Here is a 17313-nt window from a genome sequence, read left to right on the forward strand (position 1 = left end):
ATGAAGCTCTCTAGTGTCTTCTTTCATACCTACTCTTTTGCCATAACTTGCTCGCGAACTTCGCCTGTCTCTTTTTCTAGTAATGAATTATTGATCGAAAATACTGAGGAAGTTCTTTGTGATACTTATCATCCCAGTAAACCTATCAATAAATCTGAAGAAGATTTGTACTGTAAATTATTGAGACATCAGCGTGATTTTATTCCCCGGTTCAATCTCTATTACAGTGCTGTCACTAACCATATTCAGTTGATTAATAATGTAATATCTACGTTATTTAGGCGTTCTCATCGTTCTGTTGAGGAGATATCAAGGAGTGCTAATTCATTGAGGAAAAATAAGAAGAAAAAACTCTCTTCCGCTTTTATACAAATTAGTAATTTAACGGAAGAGCGTATTTTAGAAGGTTAGTTACGTCTTAATCGACGTTGTGTATAGAGCGCATCAAGCGTAAAGAGGATCAGCGCAATCCAAATAAAGCCAAAGGTGACTAATCGTTCCGCGTCAATTTTTTCGCCATATACCATTGTGGCAAGAATAAACATCAAAGTTGGGCCAATGTATTGGAAAAAGCCCAAGGTTGATAAACGCAGATGGTGAGCCGCTTCTGTAAAGAGCAATAGTGGTACTGTTGTAATAATACCGGCCGCAATTAATAAAGTATTTAATGACCAACTATTTGCAAGCATATTGCTAGTCGGCGAATGTGTGAAAAATAAGATATAAACTAATGCGACAGGGAATAGCCATAATGTTTCTACCAGCATGCCTGTTTGTGCATCAACACCCAATTTTTTACGCAGTAAGCCATAAAGACCAAAAGTCACGGCGAGGCTTAATCCAATCACAGGTACTGAACCAAAGTGCCAGAGTTGAATAAATACACCAGTAAATGCTAAACCTACTGCTACCCATTGCATACGACGGAAACGCTCACTTAAGAAAAGCATACCAAACAGTACGTTAACCAGTGGGTTAATAAAGTAACCAAGACTGGCTTCTAGCATATAGCCGTGGTTAACCGCCCATATATAGGTAAGCCAGTTAGTTGCGATAATGACGGCGGTCAGTGCTAAAAGAAGAATTTTTTTAGGTTGACGTATTAATTGGCGTAAATAAGGCCAATGACGGCTAATCGTCATTAAAATCAACATAAAAAAGAACGACCATAAAATACGGTGCGTTAAGATCTCTTCTGCAGGCACTTCTTGAATGCTTTTAAAATAAACAGGGGCAATACCCCAGATCAAATAGGCGCCTAAGGCACATAAAACGCCTTTCATCGTGTTTTTCTGGCTCATGCTATCTCTGGAATTGATGGAAAGGAAATGTGTGACGGGGTTATCATACCCAATGACATTATCTACTGTGTCATTAGGCATGTATTTTTACAAGTAATTAATACTAATCCAAGTATCATCGTGCGCAATGGGTTTTAATAAAGGCTTAACCTACAATATAGGTTGCTGTTCCACTGGCAATATGAACTTGTTTTTCATTATGTAATTCAACACGAGCAACAGACACTTTATTGCCACTGCGTAAAATATGGCTACTCGCTGTAAAACATTCTCCACGTCCTGGTCTTAAATAATCAACACGTAAGTCGATTGTGCCCATATTAGCGAGTTTTTGTTCGAGTTGCTCTTGGGATATTGGTGCCAAACGTGTTAATGCGTTACCGACACAAACTAGTCCTGCACTGACATCAAGTACAGAAGCAATGAGTCCACCATGTAAGATGCGTTGGGCAATATTGCCAACAAGTTTATCTTGATACCGAAATTGAATTTCAGCGTAGTCTTGTTCAAAGCGAACTAGCTCTAAGCCAATTAATTGGTTAAAGGGCATCTTATAAACAAAAACATGACCAATTAGTGTTTGAGCCTCTTCTAATGTTAACTGTTTTTCCATTTTTAGAACCCCTGATATCACGTCATTAAGTTAATGTTATGTTAATAATACATGACAAAATCGTAATTGCACATTCGTGCTATAAATATAATGGTGTGAAAATATACGAGATTTAATGGCGATTACGTGTAAAATATGGGCACTAAAGTGTAATAAAGCATATATATAAGAACTAATTTTAAAGTAAGTACTAACTTTTATACTATTCAATAATGAAACAGGATAATTAACTATGCGTTACATCCGTTCTTTACTTGCGGTGACTTTATTCTATTCAGCATGGGGATTTGCATCCGAAATACAAGCATCATCATCTCCTGCACCGCTTGTTCAGGGCAGTATCATTTCTGGTTTATTACAAGAGTACGATTCACCTTTTGTTCTTTATCCTTATGAATCCAATTATATTATTTACACTGATACCTCTGATATGAATAAAGAGGCTATTCAAAGCTATGATTGGGGGAATAAGGCTAAAAAAGATGAGGTGAAATTTCAGCTTAGTTTGGCTTTCCCGTTATGGCGAGGCATTGCGGGTGAAAACTCTGTTTTAGCAGCATCTTATACTCAACGTTCTTGGTGGCAATTAAGTAATAAGAAAGAATCAGCCCCTTTTCGTGAGACAAACTACGAACCGCAACTTTTTCTAGGTTGGGCAACAGACTATAAATTTGCGGGATGGACTCTTCGTGAAATAGAAATGGGCTTTAACCACGAGTCGAATGGACGTTCTGATCCTACATCTCGTAGTTGGAACCGTGCTTATGCACGTTTTATGGTACAAAAAGGTAATTTACAGCTTGATCTAAAACCTTGGTATCGCTTTAGTGAAAGTGCTCAACGTGATGATAATCCAGAGATTAATCGCTATATGGGTTATTACCGATTAAAAGCGGGCTATCGATTAGGTGAAAGTGTGATCACTGCGACCGGACGTTATAACTGGAATAGTGGTTATGGTGCGGCTGAATTGGGTTGGAGCTACCCAATTACTAAGCATGTGCGCTTTTATACCCAAGTATTTAGTGGTTATGGCGAATCAATGATTGATTATAACTTTCGTCAGACTCGGGTCGGTGTTGGTGTGATGCTTAATGATATGCTGTAATTTTCCCCATTCTGAGGTAGCATAGCGCTATAAATGATGATGGCACCTTCATATTGGTGCCTTTTCTTTTACTCCTCATCATAGTTTTTATCAGCAGCTTTTCAGAGGAACGGTGTGTCCACAGCAGAAGTTCTTAATTCAATGCCATCGGCACAGGCTATTTTGCGAGAAACCTTTGGTTATCAGCAGTTTCGTCCTGGTCAGCAAGAAATCATCCATACCATTACCACTGGGAGAGATTGTCTAGTTGTGATGCCGACAGGGGGTGGAAAATCCCTTTGTTATCAAATCCCCGCATTATTACTCGATGGGTTGACCGTGGTTGTTTCGCCACTCATCTCACTGATGAAAGATCAGGTTGATCAACTTTGCCTTCATGGTATTGAAGCTGCTTATTTAAATTCAACCCAAACGCGTGAAGAGCAGTTTGATGTTCAAATACGTTGTCAAAAGGGTGAAATAAAACTGCTGTATATTGCCCCTGAGCGTTTAATGATGGAGAGTTTTCTTCATCAATTAGTGCAATGGAAACCCGTATTACTCGCTGTTGATGAAGCGCACTGTATTTCACAATGGGGACATGATTTTCGTCCTGAATATCGTGGCATAGGGTTATTAAGACAATATCTTCCTGATGTTCCCATTATTGCTCTGACGGCAACTGCAGATAATACAACACGTTACGATATTATTAATCAGCTAGTGTTGCGTGATCCGTTAATCCATATCAGTAGTTTCGATAGACCGAATATCCGCTACACTTTAGTAGAGAAATATAAACCACTTGATCAGCTTTGGTTATTTATTCGTGGTCAGAAAGGAAAGTCAGGCATTATTTACTGTAATAGTCGCAATAAAGTCGAAGAAACAGCAGAGCGCCTGAGTAAGCGAGGATTAAGCATCGCGGGTTATCATGCCGGAATGGAAATTGCACAACGTGCTAAAGTACAAGACGCTTTTCAGCGTGATGATTTACAAATTGTGGTAGCGACTGTCGCGTTTGGTATGGGAATAAACAAGCCCAATGTCCGATTTGTTGTTCACTTTGATATTCCGCGAAATATTGAATCTTATTATCAAGAAACAGGGCGTGCAGGGCGAGATGGATTACCTGCAGAAGCTGTATTATTTTACGATCCCGCCGATATGGCGTGGTTGCGTCGTTGTTTAGATGAAAAGCCAGAAAGCGATCAAAAAGCCATTGAAATGCATAAGCTTAATGCAATGGGAGCATTTGCTGAAGCTCAAACATGCCGACGCTTAGTGTTACTAAATTACTTCGATGAACATCGACAAAATGCTTGTGGTAACTGTGATATTTGCCTTGATCCTCCTAAGCAATATGATGGTTTAGTGGATGCACAAAAGGCACTGTCTTGTATTTATCGCACTGGTCAGCACTTTGGTATTGGTTATATTGTTGAAATTTTAAGAGGCGCGAATAATCAGCGTATTCGAGATTCAGGACACGATACATTACCTGTTTATGGTATTGGTAAAGCGCAAAGTCATGAACATTGGGTGAGTGTTATTCGTCAGCTTATTCACCTAGGTATGGTGACACAAAATATTGTTCATCGCTCAGCATTACAACTGACAGAGATGGCAAGGCCAATCTTACGTGGTGAAGTACCATTACAATTAGCCGTACCGAGATTATTAAGCCCGACCAAAAGCCGTAATCAACAAACAAAAAATGCCCATAGACAGTACGATAGAAAATTATTTGCGAAACTACGTAAATTACGTAAATCTATTGCTGATGAAGAAAACATTCCGCCATTTGTCGTCTTTAATGATGTCACATTGATTGAAATGGCAGAGCAGTGCCCCGTTTATCCAGATGAACTGTTATTAATAAACGGTGTTGGACAACGAAAATTAGAACGATTTGGACCCGCTTTTATGACACTCATTCGTGACCATATTGAGGGCTTCGAATAACGCCAATAAGGAGAGCCAATGACAACCACTCTGTTTAAATATTCGTGGTTATCGCGTGAAAAGCAGTTTTCTGCATTTACGAACGGTCTCTTATTGGATTTTTGGGGGCAACGTGAAGAAGGTGAATTTGTTGGTGTTGATAGGGCAAAAATTCGCTATGTTCATTGGCGCTCACCATCGCACAATAAAGCACTGGTTATTGCTTCAGGCCGTAGTGAAAGCTATGTAAAGTACCCTGAAGTTGCATTTGATTTCTTTCACTCAGGCTATGATATTTTTCTTCTCGACCATCGAGGACAAGGGCTTTCTGACAGACTATTAGAAGATACGCAAAAAGGGCATGTAGAGAAATTCAGTGATTATATCGATGATTTCTCGACATTCGTTGATACGGTAGTGTTGCCTTTTCAATACCCACATTATTTTGCGTTAGCTCACTCAATGGGCGGTGCTATCTTAGCGGGGTATCTTCTAAAGCAACCTCATGTTTTTAAAGCCGCTGCATTAAGTGCGCCGATGTTTGGTATTAAATTACCTATACCTCGCTGGGTAGCTAATTTTTTAGTTAACCGAGCAGAACAAAGTCAATCTGAAAGAAATAACTACGCGGTATCAACAGGTAAATGGTTTCCACTGCCATTTATCCTTAATGTGTTAACACATAGCCATGAGCGATATCGTCGGTATTTACGTTATTATGCTGATTTTCCAGAACTACGATTAGGCGGACCTACTTATCATTGGATGGGGGAAAGTCTAAAAATGGGAGATTGGTTAATTGAACATGCGGGAGAGATTAATACCCCTCTATTAGTGCTCGAAGCAGAGCTTGATAAAGTGGTAGATAATCAAGAGCTAAGGGCTTTCTGTGAACGTTATAGTCAGTCCAGAACAAGAGAAGAAAAGCAAAAACTGCCACTGGTGATTGAGGGTGCGCATCATGAAATCTTGTTCGAAATAGATAAGCTACGCTCACAAGCATTAAATGAAATCTGTGAGTTTTATGATAAGCATTTATTTTAATCAGGAATGTGTATGTATTCGATAGTCGCTTCAGATCTTGATGGCACACTGTTATCACCTAATCATGTATTAACTCCCTATACGCAAGAAACCCTGCATCTACTTATTAATAAAGGTGTGCATTTTGTATTTGCAACAGGTCGTCATCATGTTGATGTTGCTCAAATTCGTGATGGATTAGGCATTAACGCTTATATGATAACCTCTAATGGTGCGCGAGTGCATAACACGCATGGTGATCTTATTTTTAGCCAAGATCTTGAGCCTGAAATTGCGTATGACTTGGCTCTTATGGTTTTTGATCACCCTGAAATTGAAACTAATATCTATGCTGGTGACTACTGGTACGTTAATAAAGAGATGCCTGGGGCTTGTGAGTTTTTTCGAGAGTCAGACTTTGGCTATGAGTTATATTGCAAAACAGGATTTCCAACCACCAATGTGTGTAAGGTCTTCTTCACCTCTGATGATCATGAACTATTACTGAAGCTAGAGAATGAAATTAATCAGCGCTGGGGTGATAAGGTCAATGTGAGTTTCTCACTGCGTAATTGCTTAGAGGTGATGGCTGGGGGCGTATCTAAAGGTGAGGCACTAGAGAAAGTGGCTGAACTGATGCAACACTCTGCAAAAGATGCTATCGCATTTGGTGATGGTATGAATGACAAAGAAATGCTACAGGTGGCAGGTAAAGGCTGCATTATGGAAAATGCACATCAGACATTAAAGGATCTACTACCTAATATGGAAGTGATTGGTACGAACGCTGATGAAGCCGTTCCTCATTATTTACGCAAACTATACCAAGTGTGATTTTCTCTAAAGCAAAAGGCGAACAACATGTTGTTCGCCTTTTTGTATTTTTACATTCATTGAAGTGAAACTTATAATCCGCCTACTTCTCTTGGTGTTGCTCGCATTGAGCTACGAATTGTATTACCCATCATATCCACTCTTGCTTGGAATGGCGGGAACGGTAATGGGATACCGTGCTCTGCAAAGGCTAAGAGAATATTTTGGTGGATCTCGTGTCTTGCTGGCATTCTATGCCCCATCTCTGCAGCATAAACACGTAATTCGAAAATCTGAATACCTTGCTGTAAATCGACCAGATAAACTTCAGGTGCTGGGTTTTCTAAAATCATCGTAGAGCGTTTTGAGGCTTCTAATAGCACATTGGTTACTTGTTCACTGTTGCAGTCAGCAGGCGCAGGGATCGTCATTACGATACGGGTGACGGAATCTGATAGCGACCAGTTAATAAATTGCTCTGTAATAAAGGCTTTATTCGGTACGATAATTTCTTTTCTATCCCAGTCGGTCAACGTAGTTGCCCGTGTGTTGATCTTAGAAATATTTCCGGTCAAATTACGAATGGTAACGGTATCGCCAATACGGATTGGTTTTTCAAATAAGATCATTAAACCAGAAATGATGTTGGCAAAAATTTCTTGTAAACCAAAACCTAACCCAACCCCCATTGCTGCTACTAGCCACTGTAATTTTGACCATTCAATCCCTAATAAAGAGAAGCCCACAATACTACCAATTAAAGTTATGGTGTATTTGGTCATGGTAGTAATGGCGTAACCTGTACCTGGTGTTAAATCAAGGTGCTGTAAAATAGCTAACTCAAGTAAAGCAGGAAGGTTTCGAACTAATTGGGTTGTGATGATAATGACGAGGATCGCCACTAAAATAGAGCCCATCGTGATAGGTTGCACTGTGTTAACACCATTCACCGATGAGGTGACGTCCCAAAGTCGAATATTATCGACGAAAGAGAACGCAGTGTTTAATTCGGACCACAATAAGATCATCGAAACTAATGCAATCATTGTCAGAATTGAGCGAACTAAACCAATAGATTGGGCACTGATAGCATCAAGGTCTATTTCTTGCGCTTCAATTTCAAGCCCTACTGTGCTTTCACCACTGCTCCCAATAATCGTATTTTCATCTTCACCTTTTGCACGCTGAGCCAGAATTTCTGCACGTTTTTGTTTAGCGCGTTCAAAGGCTAATTTCCGGCGCTGAATAAGCATCCATCGCTGAATAATGTGATAAATAATCAGTAGAGCAAACCAAATGGCGACAGACATTTCTAAACGACCGAGTAAGACAATCGATGTAGAAAGATAACCTAACACCGCGGCTAAACCCGCAATTACCGGGGCAAGCAGCAAGAACCACCATAAAATGGTGTTGATCAGGTTATCCCCAGATCCATGTTTATCAAGATAAAGCGGAACGTGGGCTTTTTTAAGGCTAGACGTAATAAAGCTTAGAGCGATACAGAGCAATAAGAAGCAGAAGCGACCAACTGTCGGTGCAAACTCTCTATCGCTATAATATTCAAAGGTAATTAATGACATCATTAATGGAACGATGACAAAAATAGAAAGCTGGTAAAAGCGCATCGCTTTTTTAACACGGCTCTCTTTCCATTTAAATTGAGCAATAAATAGACCGTTATGACGTGCAAAGGTTGCACTGATCATAAATAACCACAGCACCGGTGCCGCGGCTGTTACCCCATATCCAATCGCTCCTGCCATTGGATAACGCCATTCAACACTTTGTAAGCCATAACCTACAGCAGACCATAACAGAGGTAATGGTAACGCAATTAAAATAGACCAAAAGACAGTGCGTATCGTCAGTGAAAAGTGATCTTGTGTGACTTTACCAATACGGTTACTGACTCTTTCAAGAAATGCGTTGTAATGTTTTCGAGTACGCAGACTAAAGCCCACAATCGATAAAGTGACAAATAAGAATAGGAATGTATCCTGATTTTTAAGCATGCTGACCGCTGCATGACCTAATTGTGAAAAGGTATCTAGCGAAAGCAGTCGAGTGATATCTTTGACTAATAAAACCGGATAATTAAATTTAATAGGGCTGATATCAGCAACCCAGAACATATAACGGTTTGTTGCATCTTTTGTTTCTTTTAAAGCATCCGCTAATTGTGTTGTTGCAACTTTTAGTTTTGTTAATTCAAGAATTTGAGAATCATAACCGGATAGTAATGAATTCAATAATTCATGACGTGCTTGGATAAGAGAATCAAAAATATATTGTTGAGCTTCAGGCAATTTAGAGCCATCGGCAGTTTCTGGTGGCTGGATCTTACTTAGGTTTTCCAGCATATCCTCATAACCTAAACGCTCAACACGTAACTGAATGATATCTCTATCAAGCTCTTGTGAACGAGGCATTTCCGGTAAGCGAGAAAGCTGTGTTCTTAATGCTTCACCTAATGCAGTAGAACCACTTAGCCACTGTGCTTGTTCTCGTATAGTGGTGAGGGTTTGACGAACTTGTTGTGTCTGTTGTGTAGTAATACGCTGTTTTTCTGATAGCTCGCTCATTTCTTGAGTTTGTCTATTCAGGATCTGAGAGAGTTCACGGTTAGTTTGGATTTGCTTTGTCAGAAACTCAGGAAGCTCGCCCCCTTTCTCCGCTAACATTTCTGTTTTTTCTAATGCGAGATCAGCCACTTCTTGGCGCTTTATATTTAATAAACTGCGCAATTGTTGTAGTTGTACATCAAGACGCTGATAGCGTTTTTTAAATAATTCTAAGCGAAGGCGAGCGATTTCTTGGCGGTTATTAGCGGAAAGCTGTGCCATTTCAAGCTCATTAACCATCGCTTTACGTGCGGTGACTTCAGCTTGTGTGAGCTTATTTTGTGCTTCTGTTAACGGTGTTGTTGATGCACTGACAGAGGCAAGTCTTGCTGTTGCATCACTTAATAAACGACGTGCTTCAGAGAGTTGTTGAGGCAATAAATTTAAAGACTCGCTGATTTCACGGCTTTTATCTTGTTCTTGTTGTTGAAGCCTCGCTTGTTCCATTAATTGGCTGCTGATTTGAATAATTTTCTGTTCTAAATCAGGGATGCTAATTTTTTCAGGAATAGTAGGAACAGCGTGGCTTTCTTCAAGAAGCTTGGTTCTTAACTCTTGCGTAATTTGAGGATAATCATCAATGGTTTTTTGATAGCTATCTGCGTTTGTTTGCGCTTTTTCACCATCATTAATCCAGTTGATAGTACCTTGTAGCGCCTGAATTGCCTCAATATCTTGAGGATTGGTGCTTCCTTCAAGTTGTTTAATGTCTTGACGTAATTTCTCCACATCCGCAGATATTGCAGATGTGCTTAACGAAAGTGTCAAAAAGAGCGAGAAGAAAAGACTGATTATCAGGCGCACAAAGGTTACTCCGAATTACGTGTTATTCACTGATGGCATTATTGTCATTACCAGCGACATTAATGATGGAACCCAGCTGTTCCCCCATTAATGTAACGGAGCCATTCATAAGATCTTTATTCAATTGAACAGTATTTTCTGGGAAAAGGTTGATGACTGTTGAGCCTAACTTAAATCGGCCCATTTCTTCACCTTTTTTCAAGAATATCGCTCCTGCTTTATCTGCCTGAGGATATGTCCAACGTTTAATAATACCTTCACGAGGTGGGGTTACCATGCCACACCAAACTGTTTCAATACTGCCGACAATTGTTGCACCAACCAGAATTTGTATCATTGGGCCAAATTGAGTTTCAAAGAGGCAGATAATACGTTCATTACGTGCAAATAGATTAGGGACATTGGCGGCTGTTAATGGATTAACAGAGAAGAGATCGCCTGGAACATAAATCATCTCTTTTAATAAACCATCACAAGGCATATGAACACGGTGGTAATCACGAGGAGAAAGATATGTTGTAATAAACTGACCATTACGGAACTGATCTGCCAACATAAAATTACCAGCAAGTAATGCTTCAAGGGTGTAGTGATGCCCTTTGGCTTGCAAGATTTGATCATCTTGAATTAGACCAAGTTGGCTTACTGCACCATCAGCTGGTAATGCTAGTTTGTCATCACCTTCAACGATAGGGCGAACACCGTCTTTTAAAGCACGAATAAAAAAATCGTTGAATGTAGAATAAGCTTGGAACTGGCTGTCTTTTGCTTCATTCATATCGACTTTATACGCTTTCGCAAAAGTCTTGATAACAAACTGGGTGATGGCACCCGCTTTTTTATTTGCGAACCAACCTGCTAACTGTGTCAGCCATAATTTAGGCAATAAATACTGTAGTTTAATTTTTAGCTTGTCCAAAATGGCAACCTCTGGGATTAAACGATAAAAAATAGACAAAAGGGGTCTATTGTACCCACCCTTAATAGGGTTGTCAGTGAATCAATTATTAAGAGTCTAAATTAATGTTCTTACGAACTTTCACCTGGCTCATACTTTCTAGAATTCGATGGTAGTTTTCAAATCGCGTTTCTGCGATTTCGTTGTTTCTTACCGCTTCACTAATTAAGCAACCCGGATCATCTAAGTGCTTACAATCACGGAATTTACAACCACCAAGGTATGGTCTAAATTCAATAAAACCTTTTGTTACTTGCTCTGGCGTTAAGTGCCATAAACCAAACTCACGTACTCCTGGAGAGTCAATCACATCTCCGCCTTGTGGGAAATGGTAAAGCCGTGATGCGGTTGTGGTATGTTGGCCTAAACCTGAGTTGTCAGAGACTTGATTAACAACAATGCTTTCTTCCATTGGAGGTAACAGCGTGTTAAGTAAGCTTGATTTACCGACACCAGATTGCCCTGCAAAAATAGAGATACGGCCGATAAGCTCTTGAGTCAGCGCGTCTAATCCTTCTTTGGTATAGCTAGAAACTTCAAGAACACGATAACCAATATCTTTATAAGTCTGCATCCATTCACTAACTGTCTTACGGCTTTCTTCATCTAACATATCGATTTTATTGAGCACAATTAGAGGCTCAACATTTAAGGTTTCACATGCAACAAGGTAACGATCGATAATATTTAAAGAAAGTTCAGGTAATATAGCCGAAACGATAATAATTTGATCAATATTAGCGGCAATAGGCTTAATACCATCATAATAGTCAGGACGAGTAAGTACGGAAGTTCGTTCGTGCACAGCTTCTACAATACCATTTATGCGGACATTTTCTTGTGTTTGTAGCGCAGGACGCCAAACAACTTTATCACCTGTGATCAGTGATGAAATTGTGCGTCGAATATTGCAGCGTGTAATTGTGCCATCAGCAGCTTCGATATCTGCATGTTGACCAAAACGGCTGATCACTAAACCTTCGGTCGCTTCGCCTAATTGCGTATCGTCTAATTCAACGTGGTTTTTTTTCTCTTTGCTCTGCAAACGCTTTTTATGATTTTCTTGTACTCGGCGTTGCTGGCCTTTAGATAATTTACGTTTTGTCACCGATCCTCACTTGTATTATTCGGTTAGATGTTCTTCTGTCGTGCTTATTGAGTAAACGCGCTATGATAAACGCTAAAATATCATGTCTCACACTTAGAAACAGCTAGGATATATTATGTCAAAAAGCGAGAATAATCTGATCTGGATAGATCTGGAAATGACCGGTCTTGATCCTGAATGTGACCGTATCATCGAAATTGCCACTATCGTGACAGATCCTCAACTTAATATTTTAGCCGAAGGCCCCGTAATTGCAGTACATCAATCAGATGAACAATTAAGTTTAATGGATGAATGGAATACACGCACCCACACTGGTAGCGGCTTAGTTGAGCGGGTAAAAGCCAGTTCGTATGATGATAATTCAGCACAAAAAGCGACAATTGAATTCCTAGAAAAATGGGTACCAAAAGGTGTATCACCTATCTGTGGTAATAGTGTGGGGCAAGATAGACGTTTTCTATACCGTTATATGCCAGAGCTAGAGCAATATTTTCACTACCGTTATCTTGATGTGAGCACATTAAAAGAATTAGCTCGTCGTTGGAAACCTGAAATTTTAGAAGGTTTTGAGAAAAAGAATACGCATCAGGCATTAGATGATATTCGTGAATCTATTGCAGAGCTTGCTTATTATCGTAAAACCTTTATTAAAGAGTAAAAAGCGTGCATTGATGATTGATATTGCATCACTATGATGATTTTATCGACATGTAATCAAAAAAACGTATTTTTTTGTTGATAAGGGCTTGCGGTTAAGCATTTTTCTCGTATAATGCGCTTCCCGTACCGATGAAGAATTTTGTTTATACGGGTGTAAGAAAGACGCGGGAATAGCTCAGTTGGTAGAGCACAACCTTGCCAAGGTTGGGGTCGCGAGTTCGAGTCTCGTTTCCCGCTCCAATCTTTCTTAGACAATTATTAGTAGTATTATGCGACGCGGGAATAGCTCAGTTGGTAGAGCACAACCTTGCCAAGGTTGGGGTCGCGAGTTCGAGTCTCGTTTCCCGCTCCAAATCTTTCACTTATAATTGTCAAAACTTACCAAATGCGGGAATAGCTCAGTTGGTAGAGCACAACCTTGCCAAGGTTGGGGTCGCGAGTTCGAGTCTCGTTTCCCGCTCCAAGTTTTTTCTCTTCTGCTTCATAAAATCTCATTTTTTAATCTCCATAAAGAAAATTTTAATTTTTTCTCTCGCTTTTTTAAATATCGACTACACTGTTTTAGGGTGCAGGTTAAGGAATTTTACTTAATACGCGCAAAGAGAGTGTGTAGGATTTTTGCTCAAAAAAGAAAATGGCATTACTGCATGTAAGATCAAGCTATTTTTTTGTGATCTATCTTTGATCTTTGCTTGCATTTCTATTTTGACAGCACTAGAATGTGCGCCTTTCCTCATTTAGGGGGAAACGAGAGGTAAGATCATTTTTTAGGATTTAGGCCTTTATTCTGTTAAACATGCATTGAATAGTATTTTAGAAAAAGAAAAGGGTTTTTCAGGCTTTTCTTTAAAAAAACGTGATATATATTCTACTATTCTTTAAATCTTCCCAAACCGATTTATCCACAGTGAGATGCTGATAACCATCGCATCTAAGCACTATTTATTTTTTTACTGCACAGAGTTATCCACAAGCACGTATCATTAAGTGATTAGGATATTATTCTCTTCAATAAAATGATTGTATTTTATATCTAATTGATAACTAAGTTTATTTTAATTTTTTAAATTTTGAGTCTTAGTTCGCTTGAATTTTTTGTTCATGTTGATAGGCAAGGGATTTTTATTTTATTCACAGAGGAAATTAATGGTTACTCGTAATGCGTTTATTCTGTTAAAAATTAAGCGTCACGAGGTAAGCCTTTAGTTATCGCCCTTACTAAGCGTTTTTGTTGTGAAGTCTGTATTTTTACTTCTTTCTCATTTCTCTTTGCTGTCTGTTGTGCAATCGCCCAGTTTAAATGTTCATCTAAAACATCACTCAATCCAAAGCGTTCTTGCAAGGCAAGTATAATTTTATCTTGATAAGGTGCATTTCCTAACGCCACGCTAATATTTCTAAGCCAACGTAAATAGCCAATACGGCGGATCGGTGAACCCTCTGTAATACGCAGAAATTTATCTTCATTCCATTGGAAAAGATCGAGTAATTCTGGGGTATGAAGCGCTCTTCTTGGAGAGAAATCTTCTTCGTCAGTCAGTGATGAAAAACGATTCCAAGGGCAGATAAGCTGGCAATCATCACAGCCATAAATACGATTACCCATCAGAGGACGAAATTCTTCAGGAATAGCGCCATCGAGTTCGATAGTGAGATAAGAAATACAGCGACGAGCATCAATAGTATAAGGTTCAACAATGGCACCTGTCGGGCAGGTTGTCATACAGGCGACACATTTACCGCATTGCTCTTCAACTGGGTTATCCGTAGGTAAAGGTAAATCAATCAGTAATTCACCAAGGAAAAACCAAGAGCCTGCTTGATTGTTAATAACAAGTGAGTGTTTACCAACCCAACCAAGACCTGCCTTAACGGCTAATGGTCTCTCCATAATAGGTGCTGAATCAACGAAAGGACGAAAGTTGACTACCCCTTGATATTCGAATTGCTGACAATATTGTGAAATTCTTTCACCGAGTTTTTTAAGACGTTGTCTTAATACTTTGTGATAATCCCGACCAAGTGCATAACGGCTGATATAACCTTGTTCTGGATTATTTAGGGTTCGTGCAAAAGCAGCATCCGTAGGAAGATAATTCATTCTCACACTGATAATACGTAATGTACCCGGAACCAGTTCATGAGGTCTGGCTCGTGTCATTCCATACTTTTCCATCCACGCCATTTCACCGTGATATTGCTTATCTAACCACGCTTGCAGGCGAGGTTCTTCAGGTGATAAGTCAGTATCACATATCCCTGTTTGTTGAAAACCTAGCTCAGAACCCCATAATTTAATGTTTTGAGCGAGAAGATTAAGATCGAGTGATGACATGAATAAACCGAATCAATAGGTAAGAGGTGAGTCCTAAGAGCGCGCAGTGTATCATAGTGAGGCAGTAGGAAAAATCCTCGCAATAAATAGATTTATGGTATGGTTATTTGATAGTGATTTCGATAACTATTTGCCTTAAGAAAACATATAAAGCTTAGTATTTGATGTTCTCCAATGATCTCTCTTTATTAAGCCGTTATAACTTAACAATAGATTATATTAAATATGAAAGAATGGGTTGTTACATTAGAAGATGAAGCGGCGACAGTTGAACTCGGGCGTGCTGTTGCAATGGCGACTAATCATAGCGGATTGATCATTTATTTATATGGCGATCTTGGTGCTGGAAAAACAACCTTTAGCCGAGGCTTTTTGCAAGCGCTTGGTCATCAAGGGCATGTTAAAAGCCCAACATATACATTAGTTGAGCCCTATATGCTTTCGCCAAATCCTGTTTATCATTTTGATCTTTATCGTTTAGCTTCTGCTGAAGAGTTGGAGTTTATGGGAATACGCGACTATTTTGAGCAAGACGCGTTATGCCTTATTGAATGGCCATCGCAAGGCGAAGGCTTTTTACCAAACGCTGATTTAGAACTTCATTTAAGTTACGAAGATGAAGGTCGAAAAGCGCGTTTTGTTGCCCTTTCACAAAGAGGGAATACTGTTTTATCCCGTATTCAGTCTGCATAAAGGAATATTGATTATGTCGAGTCTCATCACCATTGTGAGTCAAAGTCAGCGCTATGTTGTTGCCTTTCTGTTGGTTGTTTTGTCTTTATTTTTTGTGCAAATAGCACAAGCCGCGACTGTGACAGAAGTAAAAGCAGAAAACGGTATTTCAGCAACAACTCTCACGTTCACTTTTAGTGATGGGAAGCCGAGTTATCGATATTACTCATTAAAAAGCCCTGACCGTTTGGTGATGGATTTTAAACAGAACACAAAAATTACAGGATTACCTGCAACATTAGGTAACGGCCTATTAGTTCATAAAATTCGTACAACGCAATCAAAAGATAGCCAATACCAAAGTATAGTACTGGAGCTTGCCCAGCCTGTTGTCGTAACTGAGAGTTTAATGAATGTAAGTGGTGGCTATAAGTTAGTGCTTACTATCAAAACTATAAATAATCGACAAAATAGCAATGCTCAATCGGCAGTCAGTGTTGTTACGTTATCACCGACAGCAACCACAACTACATCAACTGCAAATACAAATAGGGAAATGGCGCCTTTAATGACCAAGCCGACAGCAGAAGTCACACCTGTTGTTCCTATTGTAAAGCCACCACGTAATGCACCATCAAAACCACAAGCGGGCTCTCGCCAAATTATTATTGCGATAGACGCGGGTCATGGTGGGCAAGATCCGGGAGCAATTGGTCAGAAAGGTAATCGTGAAAAAGACGTAACGCTAAGTGTGGCAAGGAAGTTGGAAGCGCGCTTACGTAATGATCCTATGTTTAAACCTGTTCTAACACGTAGTGGCGATTATTTTATCTCAGTTGCCGGGCGCTCTGAAGTTGCCCGTAAGCAAAGTGCGAATATGTTAGTGTCTATTCATGCAGACTCAGCGCCAAATCGCAGCGCAAGGGGTGCTTCTGTATGGGTGCTTTCTAATCGTCGTGCAAACAGTGAGTTAGGTAAGTGGCTTGAACAAAGCGAGAAACAGTCTGAATTACTCGGTGGTGCCGGCGACGCATTGGATGGTGCTGATCCTTATTTAAGTCAAACAGTGCTTGATTTGCAGTTTGGTAATTCGCAGCGAGTAGGTTATGACGTTGCTGTTGCTGTATTGTCTGAACTAAGAAAAGTGGGTTCACTACATAAGAAAACACCAGAACATGCGAGCTTAGGTGTGTTACGTTCACCTGATATCCCTTCAATTTTAGTTGAAACAGGCTTTATCAGCAACGCAGCAGAAGAGCAATTACTGATATCTGATGCTTATCAAGAGAAACTTGCGACATCTATTCACGCGGGTTTAAGAAATTATTTTCTGGCTCATCCTTTACAAAACGCGCCTAATTGATTGAG

The 17313-nt window shown here is 39.7% G+C and carries 13 protein-coding genes and 3 tRNA genes; 10 read left to right on the forward strand and 6 right to left on the reverse strand.

Annotation, left to right across the window (positions count from 1 at the left end):
- Positions 1-407 precede the first annotated feature (407 nt).
- Both rarD and GTH25_RS01100 read right to left on the reverse strand, forming a co-directional pair.
- Positions 408-1301, reverse strand: coding sequence for an EamA family transporter RarD (gene rarD, locus GTH25_RS01095; protein WP_164530271.1), 894 nt, complete (start codon positions 1299-1301; stop codon positions 408-410).
- Between the two features lie 145 nt (positions 1302-1446).
- Complete coding sequence (locus GTH25_RS01100) at positions 1447-1914, reverse strand: thioesterase family protein (protein WP_075672777.1); 468 nt, start codon at positions 1912-1914, stop codon at positions 1447-1449.
- 232 nt (positions 1915-2146) lie between these two features.
- On the opposite strand from GTH25_RS01100, the gene pldA reads away from it, so the two are divergent.
- The 4 genes from pldA to yigL all read left to right on the forward strand — a co-directional run bounded on the left by pldA (position 2147) and on the right by yigL (position 6802).
- Positions 2147-3022, forward strand: a complete 876-nt coding sequence (gene pldA, locus GTH25_RS01105) for a phospholipase A (protein ID WP_164530272.1) — start codon at positions 2147-2149, stop codon at positions 3020-3022.
- A 114-nt stretch (positions 3023-3136) separates the two neighbouring features.
- The gene (gene recQ / locus GTH25_RS01110; protein WP_075672779.1) at positions 3137-4966 is read left to right on the forward strand and encodes an ATP-dependent DNA helicase RecQ; all 1830 of its coding nucleotides are present in this window, start codon (positions 3137-3139) and stop codon (positions 4964-4966) included.
- Between the two features lie 18 nt (positions 4967-4984).
- Complete coding sequence (pldB, locus tag GTH25_RS01115; protein ID WP_099660289.1) at positions 4985-5989, forward strand: lysophospholipase L2; 1005 nt, start codon at positions 4985-4987, stop codon at positions 5987-5989.
- Between the two features lie 12 nt (positions 5990-6001).
- Entirely contained in the window at positions 6002-6802 is an 801-nt protein-coding gene (yigL, locus tag GTH25_RS01120) for a sugar/pyridoxal phosphate phosphatase YigL (RefSeq protein WP_075672781.1), read from the forward strand.
- A gap of 71 nt (positions 6803-6873) precedes the next feature.
- Here the strand turns inward: yigL and mscM are convergent, their stop codons facing one another.
- The 3 genes from mscM to rsgA form a co-directional block, all read right to left on the reverse strand.
- Positions 6874-10209, reverse strand: coding sequence for a miniconductance mechanosensitive channel MscM (gene mscM / locus GTH25_RS01125; RefSeq protein WP_099660288.1), 3336 nt, complete (start codon positions 10207-10209; stop codon positions 6874-6876).
- 22 nt (positions 10210-10231) lie between these two features.
- The gene (asd, locus tag GTH25_RS01130) at positions 10232-11128 is read right to left on the reverse strand and encodes an archaetidylserine decarboxylase (RefSeq protein ID WP_099660287.1); all 897 of its coding nucleotides are present in this window, start codon (positions 11126-11128) and stop codon (positions 10232-10234) included.
- 88 nt (positions 11129-11216) lie between these two features.
- The gene (rsgA, locus tag GTH25_RS01135; protein ID WP_164530273.1) at positions 11217-12275 is read right to left on the reverse strand and encodes a small ribosomal subunit biogenesis GTPase RsgA; all 1059 of its coding nucleotides are present in this window, start codon (positions 12273-12275) and stop codon (positions 11217-11219) included.
- A 115-nt stretch (positions 12276-12390) separates the two neighbouring features.
- Between rsgA and orn the strand changes: the two genes are divergently transcribed.
- From orn to GTH25_RS01155, 4 genes are all read left to right on the forward strand, one after another.
- Entirely contained in the window at positions 12391-12936 is a 546-nt protein-coding gene (orn, locus tag GTH25_RS01140) for an oligoribonuclease (RefSeq protein WP_006535770.1), read from the forward strand.
- A 166-nt stretch (positions 12937-13102) separates the two neighbouring features.
- Positions 13103-13178: transfer RNA gene (locus tag GTH25_RS01145), tRNA-Gly, on the forward strand.
- A 36-nt stretch (positions 13179-13214) separates the two neighbouring features.
- A tRNA-Gly gene (locus tag GTH25_RS01150) sits at positions 13215-13290 on the forward strand.
- Positions 13291-13325: 35 nt separating this feature from the next.
- Positions 13326-13401 (forward strand) — tRNA-Gly (locus GTH25_RS01155).
- A 717-nt stretch (positions 13402-14118) separates the two neighbouring features.
- Here the strand turns inward: GTH25_RS01155 and queG are convergent.
- On the reverse strand, positions 14119-15273 hold the full coding sequence (gene queG, locus GTH25_RS01160; RefSeq protein ID WP_075672784.1) for a tRNA epoxyqueuosine(34) reductase QueG: 1155 nt from the start codon (positions 15271-15273) through the stop codon (positions 14119-14121).
- A 225-nt stretch (positions 15274-15498) separates the two neighbouring features.
- Here queG and tsaE point away from each other — a divergent pair, with 225 nt between their 5' ends.
- Entirely contained in the window at positions 15499-15966 is a 468-nt protein-coding gene (gene tsaE, locus GTH25_RS01165; RefSeq protein WP_075672785.1) for a tRNA (adenosine(37)-N6)-threonylcarbamoyltransferase complex ATPase subunit type 1 TsaE, read from the forward strand.
- Positions 15967-15979: 13 nt separating this feature from the next.
- Entirely contained in the window at positions 15980-17308 is a 1329-nt protein-coding gene (locus GTH25_RS01170) for an N-acetylmuramoyl-L-alanine amidase (RefSeq protein ID WP_164530274.1), read from the forward strand.
- The last annotated feature ends 5 nt before the right edge of the window (positions 17309-17313 follow it).

It is taken from the genome of Proteus terrae subsp. cibarius, from assembly GCF_011045835.1.
GTDB lineage: Bacteria > Pseudomonadota > Gammaproteobacteria > Enterobacterales > Enterobacteriaceae > Proteus > Proteus cibarius.